The following is a 15,307-nucleotide window of genomic DNA, read 5'->3' as shown; positions in this document are numbered from 1 at the left end:
GCAAATGCAGACCCAAGATTATACGCCGGGCGATCTGCTCGTTGGCGATTATCCCGTTGCTGTGCGCACCGTTACAATTGGCGCAGGGCAGGTTCTCAAACGCGGTGCCGTGCTGGGTGATGCCTCTGGCACATTTATTCTGTCTGCATCTGCAGCAAGCGATGGCTCCGAGGTGCCGTCTGTTGTTCTCGCGGTTGATGTCGACACGGCAGCCGGTCCGGTGCAGACCCGGATTTATGCCTCTGGCGGTTTTGACGGTGCAAAGCTCATCCTGGGGGAAGGCCATACCGTTGATAGTGTTGAGAGGGCATTCCGCGAAGCATCGGCACCGCTGTTCATCCACAAACTCGCTTAACCGCAGTCAGTCACCCTTCGCGTTTCAAACGCAATATTCAAGGAATTTCCAGAATGGAAAACTATCTTTTCAGCACGATTGCGCTGGCGGCGGTTATTGAATCACGCGACCGTCCAACCGCATGGATCCGCGATACATTCTTCCCGAACGGCTTTCAGTCGGATTCGGAAGAAATTGCGTTCGACAAGCTGAAGCGGCGCCGCAACGTCGCCCCATTTGTTTCACCTTTGGTGCCTGGTCGTGAGCGCGCTATTCGTGGCCGACAGACCACGACCTTCAAGCCAGCCTATGTGAAGCCAAAAAACACCATTCGCCCAGGTGAAGGCTTCCGCCGCCGTCCCGGTGAGCGTATTGGCGGTGAGATGAGCGCAGAAGATCGCTACCTCCAGACTGTCACCGATACGCTTTTTGATCAGGATGATGAAATCACCCGCCGCGAAGAAATCATGGCAGCTGAAGCTCTGAAACTTGGCAAGATTACTGTCAGCGGTGAAGATTATGAAACGCAGGTAGTTGATTATGCCCGTAAAGCGGAATTGACAGTTGCGCTGACTGGTGCTGCTCGCTGGGGTGAAAACGGCGTGAAGGTCCGCACCTCCATTCGTGACTGGGGCACACGGGTTGCCAAGGCTTCTGGCGGTGCCGCAACAGAAGTCGTTCTTGGCGCAGAAGCTGCTGAATTGCTTCAGACCGATGAGGAAATGCGCCAGCTGCTTGATAACCGTCGTCAGGCTGACGGTATCATGCAGCTCGGTCCCGTTGCCGCTGGAAGTGAAGACATGGTTGCGGTTTATCTCGGCTCGGTCGGTCAGTTTAATTATTGGCAGTACACACAGCTGTTTCAGGATGATGCCGGTAACGACATTGAAGTCTGGCCAAGTTTCGGCGTTGGCGTGATCTCGCCTTCGCAGTTGCAGGGCTTCATGGCACACGGCGCGATACAGGATGTTGGCGCGCGCCTTTCGCCGCTCTCACGATTTGCCAAAATGTGGGAACAGCAGGATCCATCTGCAACCATGCTCATGACCCAGAGCGCACCGCTGCCGGTTCCCGGCGATGCGAATGCGTCCCTCTTCGCCATGGTTCGTTAATCGAACCGGCTCAAACGGAGAATTAATTCCATGGCTAAGAAAACCATTACGCAGGCTTATGGCGCGACACTCGTTGTTGGGGGCAAAGATATTGCTCCCGGCACGCCGGTGCCGCTTCCTGAAGATGAGGCAGACCGGATCGGTGAGTTGTTTGGTATTGTTCCGGCAGTCAATGAGGCCGTGAAACCATCGCGCTCGCAGCAAGCTACAACACCGGCTCCTTCACAGCTTGATTTGCTGGCAAAAGCAGTTGAACAAGCACAGCAGACCTTTGACAAAGCGAAAGCCGCATTGGAAGACCAGAAGGCTGGCGATGATGAGTTGAGGGCATTCGAGGCGGCGGAAGCTGCTCTCAATGAAGCTGAAAAAGCGCTTCAGGAGGCGCAGGGCTGATGTCTCGGCCTGCTGTTTTTGCCGGTATGGGAGGCGCATTTGTTGCCTCCCTTGGCAATGTCAATATCGAGTTGACGATCGGTGGTGAAGTGCGCGAACCGCTGCGGGGTATTTTTCGCCGGGTTCGTGACACTGACCTGCTCGATCTTGAGGGCGTGGCTGCGGAAGGCATTCACTATTCTCTCGCCCTCAAGGGTGATGGCATTGATGCGGTGCGGCAGGGTGACACCATAAAAATCCTTGCCAGTGATGACGGCAAGAATGTCGGTGACGTGTTCGAGATTGCCAGTCATGTTGATGACGGGCGCGCCATGAAACGCTTTCTTTTACGGGATTACTGATCATGCACCTGCGCTATCAGATCCTTGAAAAGATCAAGGCCGATCTGACGCCTGTTGTTACGGGAAAAGGTGGCAAAGTCTCTCTCATGCGCGCGAATGCGATCGAAGAGGAGGATATGCCATTTTTTACAGTCATTCATACAGGTGAAACATCCACGCCGGATGGCGTTATCTACGATGATGTAACCGGTCAGGAGCTTGTCCGTATTAACCGTCGATTGATGGTCAATGTGATCATCCACTTCAAGGGCCGCTCTAATCCGCAACGTGAATTTGATGACCTGGCAGCACTGGTTGAAACGGCGTTACCGCCTTCGCATCTCGGTGATCTGGTCATCGACATTCTGCCGACCGCGTCAGAAATGTTCATTGATCCGCAGACAGCGCAAAGTCTCGGTTCTGGCCGCGTGATTTTTGAGGTGAGTTACCGCACCTTCGCTGGCATCCCAGATCGGGCTGCCTGACAATCCACTATAATTTCAGGAGAACAGGCCATGGCTCAGCACATGGGGCGTGAACTCGTCATCAAGCGGATGATGGAAGCCAATCAGGAGTTTGTTTCGGTATGTGTTTCCGAAGCGCGCTCAATTGAAATCAATAATGAGGAAATCGACATCACCAAGCCTGATTGTGCCGATCCCGGCAGCAAGCTGGTGCGCTCGCTGATGTATGGCATGCAGAGCATTGCAGTACAGCTTGACGGTGCTTTTGTCGGCAATTCCGCGCAAAAAGCCATGACAGCAGATGCCGTTAATCAGATCGTCACTGAATATCAGATCGTGGTTCCCGGTGTCGGAACGTTCGAGGCTGACTTCCTTGTCTCGATGACCTTCTCAGGTGACAAGACAGGTGAGTTGCAGGCGCAGGGCCGTATGGCCGCGTCGGGCGTCATTGGTTTCACGGCGGCTGCATAATATGGACCCGATTTTTAATCCCGCACGCGGTGAAGCACCTTGCCAGATCGGCAAAACGAAACTTGTCATCGTCGTTGAGTTTGGTCGTCTGGCGCAACTTGCTCAGCTGGCCGACTGTGATGACATGCAGACGCTCTATAAGCGTCTCATAGGTTTTCATCCGAAAACCGTTATGGCAGCCATCCGTGTGCTGACCATTCACCCAGATGGTGAGGAAGAGGCCCGCAAGCTGGCCCATCAAGCCATGCAGCAATTGAGCGGTGCAGATGAGCCAGCGTTTCGCGATGCTATCACCAAGGCACTTGCTGGTCATATTGCTGAGGGTCGCAAAAGCCGTGGCGAAGAAAATCCTATCGCTGACCTTGACCGCGCATTTGACAAGCTCGTTCCGGGAAACGCCCCAGGCCCTTCAGTGTAACTGATCGAATACAGCATATGCAGCGCATTGCGACCGGCCAACTTGGCTGGGAGCCGCGTTCATTCTGGCGATTAACGTGGCCGGAAGTTCTGGCCGCAATTGAAGGGCGCACAGGTCGCCGTCTCAATGACATCATCACGCCGGAACGGGCTCGTGAAGTTGCCCGTTCCCATCCTCCTACAAAATCCATTCGGAGTAAGCCGAAATGAGTGCACGTGCCGATATTATGGCCTTTATCGGCGCGAATGCCCGTGGCTTTCACGATGCCATGCGTCGTGTGCGTGGAGATGCCAAAGATACGGCTCAAGACACTAAACGTGAATTTGCCAATCTGTCTGCCGGTATGGATCGCAGTTTCAATTTTTTGAAGTCATCTCTTGCGGGACTGGGTGTTGGTATCAGTCTCGCAGGCGCTCAGCAGGTTATCAGCGATATTGCGTCCATCGATCGTGAAGCCCGGCGCGCTGGCGTTTCCATCAAAGCGTTTCAGGAAATGCGTTATGTGGCCGAGAAAAACCGTATCGATGTCGATGCGATGATTGACGGTCTCAAAGAACTCAGCCTGCGCGCAGATGAGTTTGCAGTGACCGGCAAAGGGTCTGCATCAGAAGCATTCCAGCGCCTGGGCTTTGATGCAAAGGATGTCGCCGAACGATTAAAAGAACCGTCCGAACTCTTCGCTGAAATCATCAAGCGTGTGCAGCATCTTAATAAAGCTGCCCAGATTCGTGTGATGGATGAGCTGTTTGGTGGCAGTGCGGGTGAGCGCTTCGTTGAGCTGATCGCTCAGGGTGAAGCTGGCATCAGGCAGGCTATCAATGAGGCACATGAACTTGGCATTGTTATTGAGGATGAACTGGTCGCACAGGCCGCCGAACTTGATGCTGCATTCAATACGGTTGTTACAACGGTCAGCAATAACCTGAAACAGGCTGTCGTTAGTGTTGCCTCTGAAGTTCGTTACATTCTCGATCTTTTTAACAGTGTTGATAACCGTAGTATCGCTACACTTGAAGCGCAACTTGCTGAAAAGAAGCGTGCGCGTGCGGCTCAGAATGCAGGCGGACTGCGCGGGATTGCGGCGCGAGGCTACAACGATGGACTCGTTCCGGTAGTCGAGGCTGAGATTGCGGCGCTTGAAAAGCTGATCGCCGCCAAGAAAAATGCCGTCAAGCCTATAGAAAATGACGGCGGCTTTACCTTGCCGCCAGTCGTTGTCGATTCAGGATCTAACAAAGGCAGTCGAAAGGCCGCTATTTCCGAAACGGAGCGACAGAAAAAGGCAGCGGACGAGTTAATCCAGTCGTTGGAACATGAACTTTCCATCATTGGACTGACTGACGAACAGCAAAAACTGTCGAATGAGCTACGCAAACTTGGTGCGGGAGCCACGCAGGAGCAAAAAGACCGCATCACCGAATTGATCACAGTCATTGATGCTCAAAAGGCGGCACAGGAGCGGGCAAACAAGGCGCAGCAGGATTTTATCGACGGACTTGATCAGCTTGGTTCTGACGCGGTTGACGCACTCGGTAACGTCATTGCCGGCACCGAAGATGCCGCTGATGCTTTTAAGAAACTCGCAATCGAAATTGTGAAATCCGCTCTGACAGGAAAAGGCGCTTATGCTGATTTCTTCAGCGGGCTATTTGGTGGTGGCAGTGGAATTGGTCTGGGCGGCATGGTTGCAGGCTTATTTGGCTTCGGTGGTCAGAAGTCTATCGCCATGAACGGCGGCGTCGGCCTGTATGCGAATGGTGGTATCAGCGATAAGCCAGCGATCTTTGGAGAGGCTGGTCCTGAAGCTGCTGTTCCATTGCCTGACGGCAGAAAAATTCCTGTAAACTTGCGTATTTCTGATCTGCCATCGTCCCCCCAGTCTATGGGCAGCGCCCCAGTCGTACATTTTGCACCGGTCTATCAGATAGATGCGAAAGGTGCGGACGCCAAAGCCGTTGAACGTCTTCAAGCAGGACTTGAAAAGACCAACCGCGAAATGCGTGCGACTGTCATTGAGACGGTTCGCAAATCTCAGAAGCAAAACGTAAAGCTGGGTTAATATGGCGATTGCTTATCCCTATGATATTCTCGCCAGCTTTCCGGGCTGGTCCACAGAGTTTGACTTGCTCTATCGGCAGGAGCAGAGCCGCACGGCGGGCGGAAAAACCTACGTTAAGGATCTCGGCTCGCCACTGTGGCAAGGGTCTTATGTTTCTCAGTCTCTCTTGGTTAATGAGCTGGATGCATGGCGTGCACGTCTAAAACTGCTCGAAGGCGGACTGCAAGAGTTTCTTGGCCGTCCGATCAGCCGATGCTTCCCTATTGCTCACCCGAATGGGGCTGGCATGGGTGATGCGTCCGATCTGACGTTGGGAACCATTGGTGAAGATCGCAAGACTTTGCGATTGAGCAATCGGCCTGCGGGCTATTCGCCAAGCATCGGTGATTATCTACAGCTTGGCCCGCGCAATTTGCATCAGATTGGCAATATCGACGGTCTGGATATTGAAGTCAGACCGCATTTCTGGCCGGAAACCGTCATCGGCAACTCGGTGACAATTGTGCGGCCGTCTTGCCGCATGACTATCGTTCCCGGATCCATTTCCACAACGGCTGAGTTGCAGACAGGGCGCGGCACTGTGTCGTTTCAGGCTATCGAAAGCCGCTGATTTATAGGGCAATCATGAGAAACATATCGGCTGAAAACCATGCGGCCTTGCTGGGCCGTATGCTGGTGGCGCGTGACTTCCTTTGGCTGGTTGCGCGCAATCGTCAGACAAATGCGCCTGAGACTGAGGGGCTGTGGTCTGACGTTGGCAATATCACTGCGCCAATCACGCATCCTGACAGTGGCCTTCCGGTCACGCGTGAATGGTATGGCACCGGTAGCCTGGTTGAGATTGATGACATTCCGCTTGTTGCAAATCTGGCTGTACAGGAAGTCAACATTCGCATGTCGCAGGTGCATGAGGAAGTTGAGCGTATTGTTCGCGATTACGACTGTCAGCAAGCGCGTGTTGAAATCTATCGCGGCCTGTTTGATCCAAATTCCCGCCAACTGGTAGCGCCTGCGGAATGCCGCTTTATCGGCTTCGTTGATCGCATAGAGATCAGCACGCCAAGCGAAAACGAAGACGGTGCTGTTATCATGACCTGCGTCAGTCACACGCAGGAATTCACCCGCTCTAATCCCGATACCCGGTCAGATGCAACGCAACGGCTAAGGCTCTCGACAGATGGCTTTTATCAGGATGCCGATACCGCCACAGAATGGGAAATCTGGTGGGGATCGGAAAAGGGTAAAGTACCGACACAAAAGAAGAAAAAGAAGTTTTTGGGGCTGTTCTGATGGGTGTTCGTTTGGCTCTGCCTTCAGATCGCGCCGCATGTATCCGGCTTCTGCGATCCAGCCATAGTGCGGCAGGCTTCACGTTTCCATTTCAGGCGGCTTATGCAGCAAGCCTATTTGATCAGCACCTCGCATCGCTGCAAGCGGTTGCACTTGTGCTGGGTGATGAGCCGCAAGGCATTCTTCTGGCTGCATGGTTCGAGCATCCTTTTGGGGCTGGCAGATACGCAAAAGAAACAGTCTGGTTTATCGATCCATCCGCACGCGGTCGCTCTGCGCTTTTAATGCTTGATGCATATGAGGCTTGGGCGCGTGAACAATCCTGTACTGCAATCGGTATGGCGTCTCTCGCCAGCAATGATGTGTCCCGGATCTATGGGCGGCGCGGCTACCAGGCTGCGGAAACGCATTTTCTTAAGCTGCTCTGAGAGAGCTTAATCTCAAGGTTACAACATGGCTATTTTTTCCGGCTTGCTGGCTATCGGCTCTGCTATCGGTTCGTTTATTGGTGGCCTTGGCGTTATCGGGTCATTTCTGCTTAAAACTGCTGTTGGTATTGGCGTTAATCTGCTTGCGCAGGCGGTTTCAGGAAAGCCCAAAGACCCGACTTTCTCTATCAACGGCACCTTGCAGGGCGGCGGTGACCTTCCGCGCTCTTTCATCATCGGCAGAACAGCAACGGCCGGTTCGCTTGTTTGGGCAAATACATGGGGCAAGGATGGCGACAGTCCGAATGCATACCTCACGCAGGTGATCGCTCTCTCCGATTTGCCGGTCAAAGGTCTGCTCAATGTTTGGGTGAACAATGAGAAGGTAACTCTTGATTTGAATACCCCGGATATGTCGTGGGGCTGGCAGGTCAAAGAATACCGCAAAAAGGGCGATAACCTCTGGGTCAAGTTTTACGATGGGACACAGACGGCAGCGGATAGTTTTCTCGTCAAAACCTGCTCAAACGGCAATCGTGCCTGGGGCGCCAATCGCGTCGGGCGTGGTGTCGCTTATGTGATCGTTACGGCGCGTGTTTCCAAAAATATGTTTTCTGGCATTCCATCCTTCAAATTCGAGGTTGATGGCTATCCGATGTATGACCCATCACGCGATAGCAGCGTTGGCGGGGTAGGAACGCAGCGTTTGAGTGATCCCAGCACATGGGGCGGTGATGGCGATTATCTGCCTGCTGTGCAGGCTTACAACATGCTGCGCGGCATTTATCTTGATGGCAAGTGGTTTTACGGCGTGCAAGGCATGTCGGCAGCAAGACTGCCAGTCGCCAATTGGATTGCTGCGATTAATAAATGCCGTCAGGTTATTGGCTTTGAGCCACAATATCGGTCTGGCGGCGAGATTACGATTGATGCACCGCTCTCAGCAGCACTTGAGGCGATCAACACCACCTGTCAGGGCCGGGTTTCAGAAATCGGTGGCGTCTATCATATGTATCTCGGTTCACCTGATGCGCCAGTGATCCACTTTACCGATGATGATATTCTTTCGACCGATGAACAGTCATTCTCCCCGTTTTTCGGGCTGGCGGATACGATCAACGGGATTTCTGTAACCTATCCGTCGCCAGATGATGGCTGGGTGATAAAGACTGCACCGCCACTCTATCGCACCGATCTTGAGGCGCGGCACGGCAATCGTCGCCTGATGGCATCGATTGAGTTGTCGTTTGTTTCTTATCCTGAGCAGGTGCAGCGCCTTCAAAAATCTGCATTGGAAGAAGGGCAGCGGGCGCGACGGCATACACATGTGCTGCCGCCTAAGTTTTGGGCTTATGCCGTTCCGGGTGTCGTTTTCGCCTGGACATCAAAGCGCAACGGCTATGTCAATAAGCTGATGCGTGTCGATGGTGCTGCGGATCGGGCGAATCTCGACATTATGGTCGATCTGACAGAAGTCGATCCAACTGACTATGACTGGGATAGTGCTTCCGATTATAAACCACCGATTGATGGCGCTGTTGGGCCGATGCGTCCGCTGCCCCAGCCGATTGTTGATTTTTCAGCTGCGCCTGATGTGGCACAGGATGCAGACGGCAACAATCGCCGCTGCGCAATCCTGCTTGGCTGGGATGGCACGAAAGAGGACATTGATTTTGTTCGCTTTGAAGTGCGTCTGGCGGCCGATCTGGGCGTTGTTTATTCCGGTCGGGCTGATGATGTTGAACGTGGCAGCATCAAGATTGCGCCGGGCATACTTCTGCCGAATACAGATTATGACGTTCGGGCGGTGTATGGCACTTTTGCCGGCAATCGCTTGTTTGAGTGGTCAGACTGGATCCGGGTGCGCACGCGTGACATTCGCTTAGGCCCACTCGATCTTTATCCAATCGGGGTAGACAGCTTCAATGAAGAGCTACGCAATATTCTCGTTCAAGAACAGCAGAATGCCCGACGCACCCGTGATGAGGTAACGCGTGTTTCGACTATCCTCGCTGAGGGGCTTGCTGACAATTCTATGCAAATGCAGGGCTTCCGTGAGGAAGTATCCCTCTCAATGGGGCAAGACAGGGCAGAGTATCGACGGCTTGTTCTTGCGGAAGTGAATGAGCGGCAGGCGCAGGTTACGGCAATTGAGCAGATCACTGCGCAAATGCAGAATAATATTGCTGATGTCACCACAATGTCGCAGGCAACGGCAACGGCAGTCTCTGCCATATCGGAAAGCGTTTCGCTCATCTCTGCACAGATGAACGGCATATCAGCTGATGGCTATTTCCGGGTGTATTCCGAGGTGGCGAGCGGCGGGGCTTTGTCTCGTGCAATCCTGAGCGTATCCACGACCATGGGTGGGCCTCCGGTAACCGGCGCTCTTATTCTTGAATCGATCAACGGTGATAAATCCCGCGTTATCGTTGATGGCGACGAGTTTTACATCACTGGCAGTGGTGCACGAGGTCGGCCCCTCGTGTTTAAAGACGGCGAACTGACGCTCACAGTCGTCAATGTTGGCACGGCTTATTTTGATGTTTTGCAGTCGCGCAATGGTGCTCTTTGTTTCCGTGGTTACGGCGACTTCGCAGATATACGGCTCTTCACGATAGCCGCTTGAGGAAATTCATATGAGTTATCTGGCTATCGGTCATAAACCGGGCTCCGGTCCGGTCGTGAAGGTTATGCGCAATGACACCGACGATTTTAGGGAGGTGCCAAGCTCAAACTTTGGTGCCTTCCTGTTCAATTCAGAAAACCAAAACATTTCCTACATGAAAGAGCCGGGGGTTTTATCCGTCAATGCAGATAACTATCCTGCGCGAAGTGGGTATTTCGATTTCTACATCGCAGATGGGAGCAGCAATACCAATGCCAGGAAGTTCATCATAGCCAAGGGAACAGCGGGCGTAGGATATTTTGTTCCCCACTTTCTGATTGACAGAATGTTCCCCGGTGATTTTCCGCCTATTTTTGAGGCGAAAGTAAAAAGGCCGGATGGGCGTTTTCTTGGTCCGTCATTCAGTATTAACAATCAGTATCAGATCGGCATGCAATATCGTTCCCTGATTGCGAGAATGACCGTTCAAACAAATGGGCCATTTGACAGCTTTCAGAGTTCTCCGCCGGCTGGCGTGGCGCGCACCAATATTATTCCCTCATCTTACGGTTACGATGGCTGGAGTGGGCGGGTTACTTCCAGCCTTTCTCTACGACCTGAATATGACAATGCCGGATGGGAAACGCAGGCCGCTGATATTTACTACACATTTTGGGATCTGCCCGCTGATCAAACGCCAATTCCAAAACCCTCTGCCCCTGTTGTCAGCGGTCAGGAGGTCGTCCGGCTTGACAGCAAGGGGCTTATCATCGCCCGGCCCGGCTTTACCGTTGACGGATCGACAGGTCGGCAGCGCATCATTGACAGCACACGCAACCCGCCATTCTGCATTATGGCAGATGAAATCATGAATATTCCTGCGGGGGGCAGTTATTTTGTCCCGGCTCCATACGGCGTGGCTCTAACCGAGAGTATGTTTGTTGATATTATTGCCGGAATTGCAGGCCGCGATTACATCTTACCGATATTTGACAGGGAATTGCACAATACCAATCAGGATGTTTTGATCACATATCGGTTGGAGCGGGGTGGCGTCACGTTTTTCAATGAAAGCGCGAACGTGGCCGTTAATATCAGGTATCTTATTTATTGTAATGATCTGGTGCCTCCATCATCGGGGGGAAATCAGGTGATGCGGCGTGTCTTCAACGACATCCAGATAAAAAAGCCCGGATCGAGTGATACTACCCCGGCTTTCAATGACATTCTTCTGGATACACGGTTTCCGGCAATGCAAATCCTGTCTGAGGCGTTCATTTCGGCTGATCAGTTTAATGAAAGCCCTGCGAACGCAATGTACGGGCAAGTTGCCAAAACCATTAATTTTAATGGTTCGGGTATGCTGGTTTTTCCAAAGGTCGTGGGTGTGTTTCCGAATGTGCTGCGTCAGTCTTATGCTGCACTTTACAAAATTCCCAACGGCTCCGGTGGTTACGGCATTTCCAATCAGTCTGTTGTTTCCGTTCTCTATGAGAACAGCATGAAAGTTCATTTGTCACCCAGCCAAGCGACCGGCGTGCGTTGGACGGGTAGCAATAGTTGGAACTACGATCATTCTTTCGATGGGCCAATAGGGGTCCGTTACTACATCCTCGGCGTAGCGAAGCGCTAACTCAAAGGTAAATTGGCATGACAACACCCACGACAGAACAGTCGGCGGAATCCACTCGCACATATATTGATCCTGTCGCAATGGCGAATGAAGCGCGAGCTTTGAATGATTTCCTCATGACGCAAAGCCTGCAAAATGCCAACAACGTGGTTTTGTTGTTGCGCAGGATTAAAGAATTAGAGGCGGCCGCAGAAGAGCAAACCAACGTCCATGGCAGTGAAATGCAGCGCATCACTCAGGAGCGAGACCAGATGATGCAGATGTACGATAGTTCCTGCCAGAAAATCAAAGAAATCCAAGATAATACGCTGGATATTCAGCGTCAGCTTAGCGATGCATTGGATGACAATGCAAAGCTAAAACAGGGAATGCGTACTGCGCGAAAGGCTAAGGTCAATGGCTGATAACTTCGATAAGTTTTACCCTGATTGGGTTGTTGGTACGCTTACGCTCACATCTGGATCCCTGAATTTCGCTGCGACAGACGCGCAATTGTTGCTCGCTGGCATTCGCGAGGGAGATACGATCCTTACGCCGGGCGGCTTGGTACTTCCGATAGAAAGCATCAATGCTGACGGAAGTGGTGGCGTTCTCGCGCAAAATGCACCTGTGTCGGCGACATTTACGACGCGCATCCGGTTTCAGTCGGATAATTCTCGTTTTACCGGAATGTTGGCGGCTCTTGTAGCGCGAATGTCGGGTGGCAACTTACAAGCGTTTGCAGGACTACTCGGTGCGCACGATAAAATGCCGATTTTCACAGGGCCCGGAACGCTCGGCCTTGTCGATAAAGGCGATCTAGGCATCCAAGATCCGAATGGCAGCCTTGAAAAGTTGGCGGCATTGACGCTTTCCGCACGGCAATTACTCCAAACCGATGACACAGGCGCGCTGAAAGCCATAGCGCTCTTAGCAAACAAAGCGCTTGTTACGGATGAAAATAAAGACCTTCAACAGATCGACCTTGGAACGCTCGGTCGTGCGTTGCTGGCGCTGACCGCAGGCACAAACGCGCAATACGTGCAGGGTGATGGCACGTTGCAGGAAAAATCCGCGCTGCCCGTAAGCACTCCCGTGCAGGCGGCTCTTGACGGGAAAGCTAATTTGTCAGGGGCGGATTTTACCGGAGGTGTTACAGTCAGATCATCTATAAATACGTGGGACACTCTTAAAATAAGATGTAATAACCAGTCTAGCGCCGGTGATATTGAGCACGTGAGAAATTTTGACTTTGTGCACATGTGGACAAGATATTTAGGTCACGTTTCAAGCGGTGATGGGCAATATTTAACTTTTAGTTACACACCTAATGGAAATTGGCAGCGCGATGTCATCACGATATTGCCGAACGGCAATGTTCGGGTATCAGGGACGCTTTCGGCGGCAAGTAAAAGCTTTGAAACTGATCACCCGTTAGACCCGTACAACAAAGACCTTGTCTATGCGTCAACGGAAAGCCCGTCGCACGGCATCGAGTATTGGGGATTGGCTCGATTATCAGGCGGAACGGTGGTTGTGGATGTTGACGAGCATTACGGAATGTCCCCCGGCACGTTTCAAGCAATGACCGCTGAAGGCGTTTTATTTTTCCAAAACCAAGACAGTTCAAAAACCGTTTATCGACGTTGGCTTAATGACGGAAGATTTGAAATCTGCTGTGAGGATCCGAATTGCAATGATCTAATCGGCTGGCAGGTCAAGGGTATTCGTAAGGATGCAGTCGTATTTACCTTGCCTAACACTAATCCGATCACAGGCAAACTAATAGCAGAACAAGAAAAGCCGGAGGCATAAATGCCATCAACACTACGAGTACCAGACAGAAATTTAATCGGTAAAAAAGGTTATCCAAGAAATTATGAAGCGCTCGGCATTGAACCTCCTATGAAAATTGTTCCAGTCGAAGATGGAGTGCCTGTTGAAAGCTATCCTGGCCTTGGCCCTGCTGATGTCTATCGTCTTGAAATTCAAGCGATGATTGACGCAAAAGCGAGAGAACGGCAGTACGACAACGGTTCAACGTTGGCGAGCTATGTGAACTCGACAATTAAGCAATGGTCAATTGAAGCACAGTCTTTTGTTGCTTGGCGTGATGCTGTTTGGCTCTATGCACTTTCAGAACTGGATAAAGTGCAAAAGGGCGAACGTGATCAGCCTACCATTAAAAAATTTATGGCTGAGTTGCCAGCATTCGGGTGGCCATTGGCTTCAGCCACTCCGCCAACTTGACTTACCGCACTGCCTTTGAGACAGTTCTGTACCGAAAGGTAACACAATGAATATGAAATTTTGCTAAAATCTACTTTTGGTTGGGGCTCGTCGAGAACGTAGTCTATTGCGTAAACAGCTGGCTTAAATGATGGCGACCCCCTACCACGAGACCGCCCACACTATAAAGTCGATCCAGAAAACGGGCGGCGAAAACTATCTTCGTTCCAAAAAGTATTATCCGCATGTCGGCATGGGGCTTTGTGCCGATTACGCGGTATTACAATTATGCGAGAGCTAGTCGACCACACGGCATCGACTTGTATAAGTAATCCCAAATCTCTTCTTGAGCCAAAGTGCGCCGTACCAATCATCATAGTAGGCATGGTTGAAGGTTGGTTTGCTCCCGACAAGCAAGGGTGTCATGGTCTTAATCGGTACATCTCACTTCAAAAATCAGGCTTCAAAGCCGCTCGTCAGATTGTCAACGGCACAGATAAAGCTGTTATGTTTGCAAACTATGCACGTGAGTATGAGAAGGCATTACTTTCAGATGGTTATGGCATTGATCCGAGTGTCAATATGCGGTTTGACAGGTGCACATCTATAATCTAGGTCATTTTTAAACAGGAGATTTAAATGTCAATAAAAGCACGCGTTTTGGTGTTCGGAGGCTCTGGATTCATAGGCACCCATTTATGTAAACAGCTCTTGCAAGATGGGTATGAAGTTAGTGTGTTTAGCAGATCGCTACCGACGCAAGTTGATAGCAGAATTGAATATATTCGGGGTGACTTCTCTGATGCAATGAGCGTACAAAATGCTGTCATTGGATACGATTACGTATTTCATCTCATACACGGAACAAATCCACCAAGCGTGAATGCAGATATAGCTGGCGATATTGATCGTTCCATTCTACCTACGCTAACATTGCTGGACGCCTGTTCACGATCCGATATAAAAAAAATACTTTTTTTAAGTTCTGGTGGAACCGTTTATGGCGATAATGGGATGATCGCGTCGCGAGAAAGTGACCCTACAGTCCCTATGAATGCTTATGGCGCGCACAAGCTTCTCCTAGAAAACTACTTCCGAGTTTATGCCAGCTCTAAAAAGCTCGACTATACAATTCTCCGGTTGTCCAATCCATACGGTCCCTTGCAAGCGATTAATAAAGGAGTTGGATTAATTGCAGCAGTAATCAATGCGATTAAAATCGGATTCCCATTAGACGTATACGGCGATGGATCGACACAACGAGATTTCATTCATGCTGCTGATGCAGTAAGAGCAATGTCTGCAGCTATAGCATATAAGGGTGACTATAAAATCTTTAATATTGGGAGTGGAGAGGGTAGAAGTATTAGTGAAATCATATCATTGGTAGAGCAGGCCATGTGTGGGGTTGTGATTAAAAATTTTCTTCCAGAACGTAGTTTCGATGTTAGGAAAAGCATTCTTGATATCTCTTTGATCAGAAATGAACTGGACTGGCATCCAGAAATTGATTTGCGGGATGGAATAAGTATGACAATTAAAAGTTTATAGGATGGGGCTGCCATGATC

General features: G+C 51.2%; 18 protein-coding genes. All 18 read left to right on the top strand.

The features are described from left to right. Positions 1–4 precede the first annotated feature (4 nt). The 18 genes from ABE527_RS10245 to ABE527_RS10160 all read left to right on the top strand — a co-directional run bounded on the left by ABE527_RS10245 (position 5) and on the right by ABE527_RS10160 (position 15,289). The gene (locus tag ABE527_RS10245; RefSeq protein WP_499696859.1) at positions 5–355 is read left to right on the top strand and encodes a head decoration protein; all 351 of its coding nucleotides are present in this window, start codon (positions 5–7) and stop codon (positions 353–355) included. 53 nt (positions 356–408) lie between these two features. Then, on the top strand, positions 409–1,446 hold the full coding sequence (locus tag ABE527_RS10240) for a major capsid protein (RefSeq protein WP_499696858.1): 1,038 nt from the start codon (positions 409–411) through the stop codon (positions 1,444–1,446). Positions 1,447–1,476: 30 nt separating this feature from the next. Then, positions 1,477–1,839: a hypothetical protein gene (locus tag ABE527_RS10235; protein WP_499696857.1), complete on the top strand. Its 363-nt coding sequence runs from the start codon at positions 1,477–1,479 to the stop codon at positions 1,837–1,839. After that, positions 1,839–2,180, top strand: a complete 342-nt coding sequence (locus tag ABE527_RS10230; RefSeq protein ID WP_499693829.1) for a hypothetical protein — start codon at positions 1,839–1,841, stop codon at positions 2,178–2,180. Before ABE527_RS10235 ends, ABE527_RS10230 begins: the two co-directional genes overlap by 1 nt. Positions 2,181–2,182: 2 nt before the next feature. Further along, positions 2,183–2,644: a hypothetical protein gene (locus ABE527_RS10225; RefSeq protein WP_499696856.1), complete on the top strand. Its 462-nt coding sequence runs from the start codon at positions 2,183–2,185 to the stop codon at positions 2,642–2,644. Between the two features lie 30 nt (positions 2,645–2,674). Next, positions 2,675–3,094: a phage tail tube protein gene (locus tag ABE527_RS10220; protein ID WP_499693831.1), complete on the top strand. Its 420-nt coding sequence runs from the start codon at positions 2,675–2,677 to the stop codon at positions 3,092–3,094. Between the two features lies 1 nt (position 3,095). Then, positions 3,096–3,512, top strand: a complete 417-nt coding sequence (locus tag ABE527_RS10215) for a hypothetical protein (protein WP_499696855.1) — start codon at positions 3,096–3,098, stop codon at positions 3,510–3,512. 17 nt (positions 3,513–3,529) lie between these two features. After that, entirely contained in the window at positions 3,530–3,721 is a 192-nt protein-coding gene (locus ABE527_RS10210; RefSeq protein WP_499696854.1) for a phage tail assembly chaperone, read from the top strand. Beyond that, positions 3,718–5,571, top strand: a complete 1,854-nt coding sequence (locus ABE527_RS10205; RefSeq protein WP_499696853.1) for a hypothetical protein — start codon at positions 3,718–3,720, stop codon at positions 5,569–5,571. Before ABE527_RS10210 ends, ABE527_RS10205 begins: the two co-directional genes overlap by 4 nt. 1 nt (position 5,572) lies before the next feature. Further along, positions 5,573–6,181: a hypothetical protein gene (locus tag ABE527_RS10200; protein WP_499696852.1), complete on the top strand. Its 609-nt coding sequence runs from the start codon at positions 5,573–5,575 to the stop codon at positions 6,179–6,181. 14 nt (positions 6,182–6,195) lie between these two features. After that, positions 6,196–6,861 carry a hypothetical protein gene (locus tag ABE527_RS10195; RefSeq protein WP_499696851.1) on the top strand — a complete coding sequence of 222 codons (666 nt, stop codon included), beginning with the start codon at positions 6,196–6,198 and terminating at the stop codon, positions 6,859–6,861. Further along, positions 6,861–7,289, top strand: coding sequence for a GNAT family N-acetyltransferase (locus ABE527_RS10190; RefSeq protein WP_499696850.1), 429 nt, complete (start codon positions 6,861–6,863; stop codon positions 7,287–7,289). The genes ABE527_RS10195 and ABE527_RS10190 overlap by 1 nt, the downstream gene beginning before the upstream one ends. Before the next feature lie 25 nt (positions 7,290–7,314). Next, on the top strand, positions 7,315–9,918 hold the full coding sequence (locus tag ABE527_RS10185; RefSeq protein WP_499696849.1) for a methyl-accepting chemotaxis protein: 2,604 nt from the start codon (positions 7,315–7,317) through the stop codon (positions 9,916–9,918). 64 nt (positions 9,919–9,982) lie between these two features. Further along, entirely contained in the window at positions 9,983–11,530 is a 1,548-nt protein-coding gene (locus ABE527_RS10180; RefSeq protein WP_499696848.1) for a hypothetical protein, read from the top strand. Between the two features lie 17 nt (positions 11,531–11,547). Then, positions 11,548–11,934 (top strand): hypothetical protein, encoded by a 387-nt coding sequence (locus tag ABE527_RS10175; RefSeq protein ID WP_499696847.1) that lies wholly within the window; start codon positions 11,548–11,550, stop codon positions 11,932–11,934. Continuing rightward, complete coding sequence (locus ABE527_RS10170) at positions 11,927–13,324, top strand: hypothetical protein (protein WP_499696846.1); 1,398 nt, start codon at positions 11,927–11,929, stop codon at positions 13,322–13,324. Before ABE527_RS10175 ends, ABE527_RS10170 begins: the two co-directional genes overlap by 8 nt. After that, complete coding sequence (locus tag ABE527_RS10165; RefSeq protein WP_499696845.1) at positions 13,325–13,759, top strand: hypothetical protein; 435 nt, start codon at positions 13,325–13,327, stop codon at positions 13,757–13,759. A gap of 618 nt (positions 13,760–14,377) precedes the next feature. Next, positions 14,378–15,289: an NAD-dependent epimerase/dehydratase family protein gene (locus ABE527_RS10160; protein WP_499696844.1), complete on the top strand. Its 912-nt coding sequence runs from the start codon at positions 14,378–14,380 to the stop codon at positions 15,287–15,289. Positions 15,290–15,307: the final 18 nt, after the last annotated feature.

The sequence above is a fragment of the Brucella sp. TWI432 genome (genome assembly GCF_039674445.1).
GTDB classification, from domain to species: domain Bacteria; phylum Pseudomonadota; class Alphaproteobacteria; order Rhizobiales; family Rhizobiaceae; genus Brucella; species Brucella chromiisoli.
This window is presented reverse-complemented; position numbering and strand designations above follow the sequence as displayed.

What these genes read in the sequence shown, in the direction of transcription:
- ABE527_RS10245 (WP_499696859.1), top strand. Translation starts at nt 5, where the DNA reads ATGCAGACCCAAGATTATACGCCGGGCGATCTGCTCGTTGGCGATTAT.
- ABE527_RS10240 (WP_499696858.1), top strand. Translation starts at nt 409, where the DNA reads ATGGAAAACTATCTTTTCAGCACGATTGCGCTGGCGGCGGTTATTGAA.
- ABE527_RS10235 (WP_499696857.1), top strand. Translation starts at nt 1,477, where the DNA reads ATGGCTAAGAAAACCATTACGCAGGCTTATGGCGCGACACTCGTTGTT.
- ABE527_RS10230 (WP_499693829.1), top strand. Translation starts at nt 1,839, where the DNA reads ATGTCTCGGCCTGCTGTTTTTGCCGGTATGGGAGGCGCATTTGTTGCC.
- ABE527_RS10225 (WP_499696856.1), top strand. Translation starts at nt 2,183, where the DNA reads ATGCACCTGCGCTATCAGATCCTTGAAAAGATCAAGGCCGATCTGACG.
- ABE527_RS10220 (WP_499693831.1), top strand. Translation starts at nt 2,675, where the DNA reads ATGGCTCAGCACATGGGGCGTGAACTCGTCATCAAGCGGATGATGGAA.
- ABE527_RS10215 (WP_499696855.1), top strand. Translation starts at nt 3,096, where the DNA reads ATGGACCCGATTTTTAATCCCGCACGCGGTGAAGCACCTTGCCAGATC.
- ABE527_RS10210 (WP_499696854.1), top strand. Translation starts at nt 3,530, where the DNA reads ATGCAGCGCATTGCGACCGGCCAACTTGGCTGGGAGCCGCGTTCATTC.
- ABE527_RS10205 (WP_499696853.1), top strand. Translation starts at nt 3,718, where the DNA reads ATGAGTGCACGTGCCGATATTATGGCCTTTATCGGCGCGAATGCCCGT.
- ABE527_RS10200 (WP_499696852.1), top strand. Translation starts at nt 5,573, where the DNA reads ATGGCGATTGCTTATCCCTATGATATTCTCGCCAGCTTTCCGGGCTGG.
- ABE527_RS10195 (WP_499696851.1), top strand. Translation starts at nt 6,196, where the DNA reads ATGAGAAACATATCGGCTGAAAACCATGCGGCCTTGCTGGGCCGTATG.
- ABE527_RS10190 (WP_499696850.1), top strand. Translation starts at nt 6,861, where the DNA reads ATGGGTGTTCGTTTGGCTCTGCCTTCAGATCGCGCCGCATGTATCCGG.
- ABE527_RS10185 (WP_499696849.1), top strand. Translation starts at nt 7,315, where the DNA reads ATGGCTATTTTTTCCGGCTTGCTGGCTATCGGCTCTGCTATCGGTTCG.
- ABE527_RS10180 (WP_499696848.1), top strand. Translation starts at nt 9,983, where the DNA reads ATGCGCAATGACACCGACGATTTTAGGGAGGTGCCAAGCTCAAACTTT.
- ABE527_RS10175 (WP_499696847.1), top strand. Translation starts at nt 11,548, where the DNA reads ATGACAACACCCACGACAGAACAGTCGGCGGAATCCACTCGCACATAT.
- ABE527_RS10170 (WP_499696846.1), top strand. Translation starts at nt 11,927, where the DNA reads ATGGCTGATAACTTCGATAAGTTTTACCCTGATTGGGTTGTTGGTACG.
- ABE527_RS10165 (WP_499696845.1), top strand. Translation starts at nt 13,325, where the DNA reads ATGCCATCAACACTACGAGTACCAGACAGAAATTTAATCGGTAAAAAA.
- ABE527_RS10160 (WP_499696844.1), top strand. Translation starts at nt 14,378, where the DNA reads ATGTCAATAAAAGCACGCGTTTTGGTGTTCGGAGGCTCTGGATTCATA.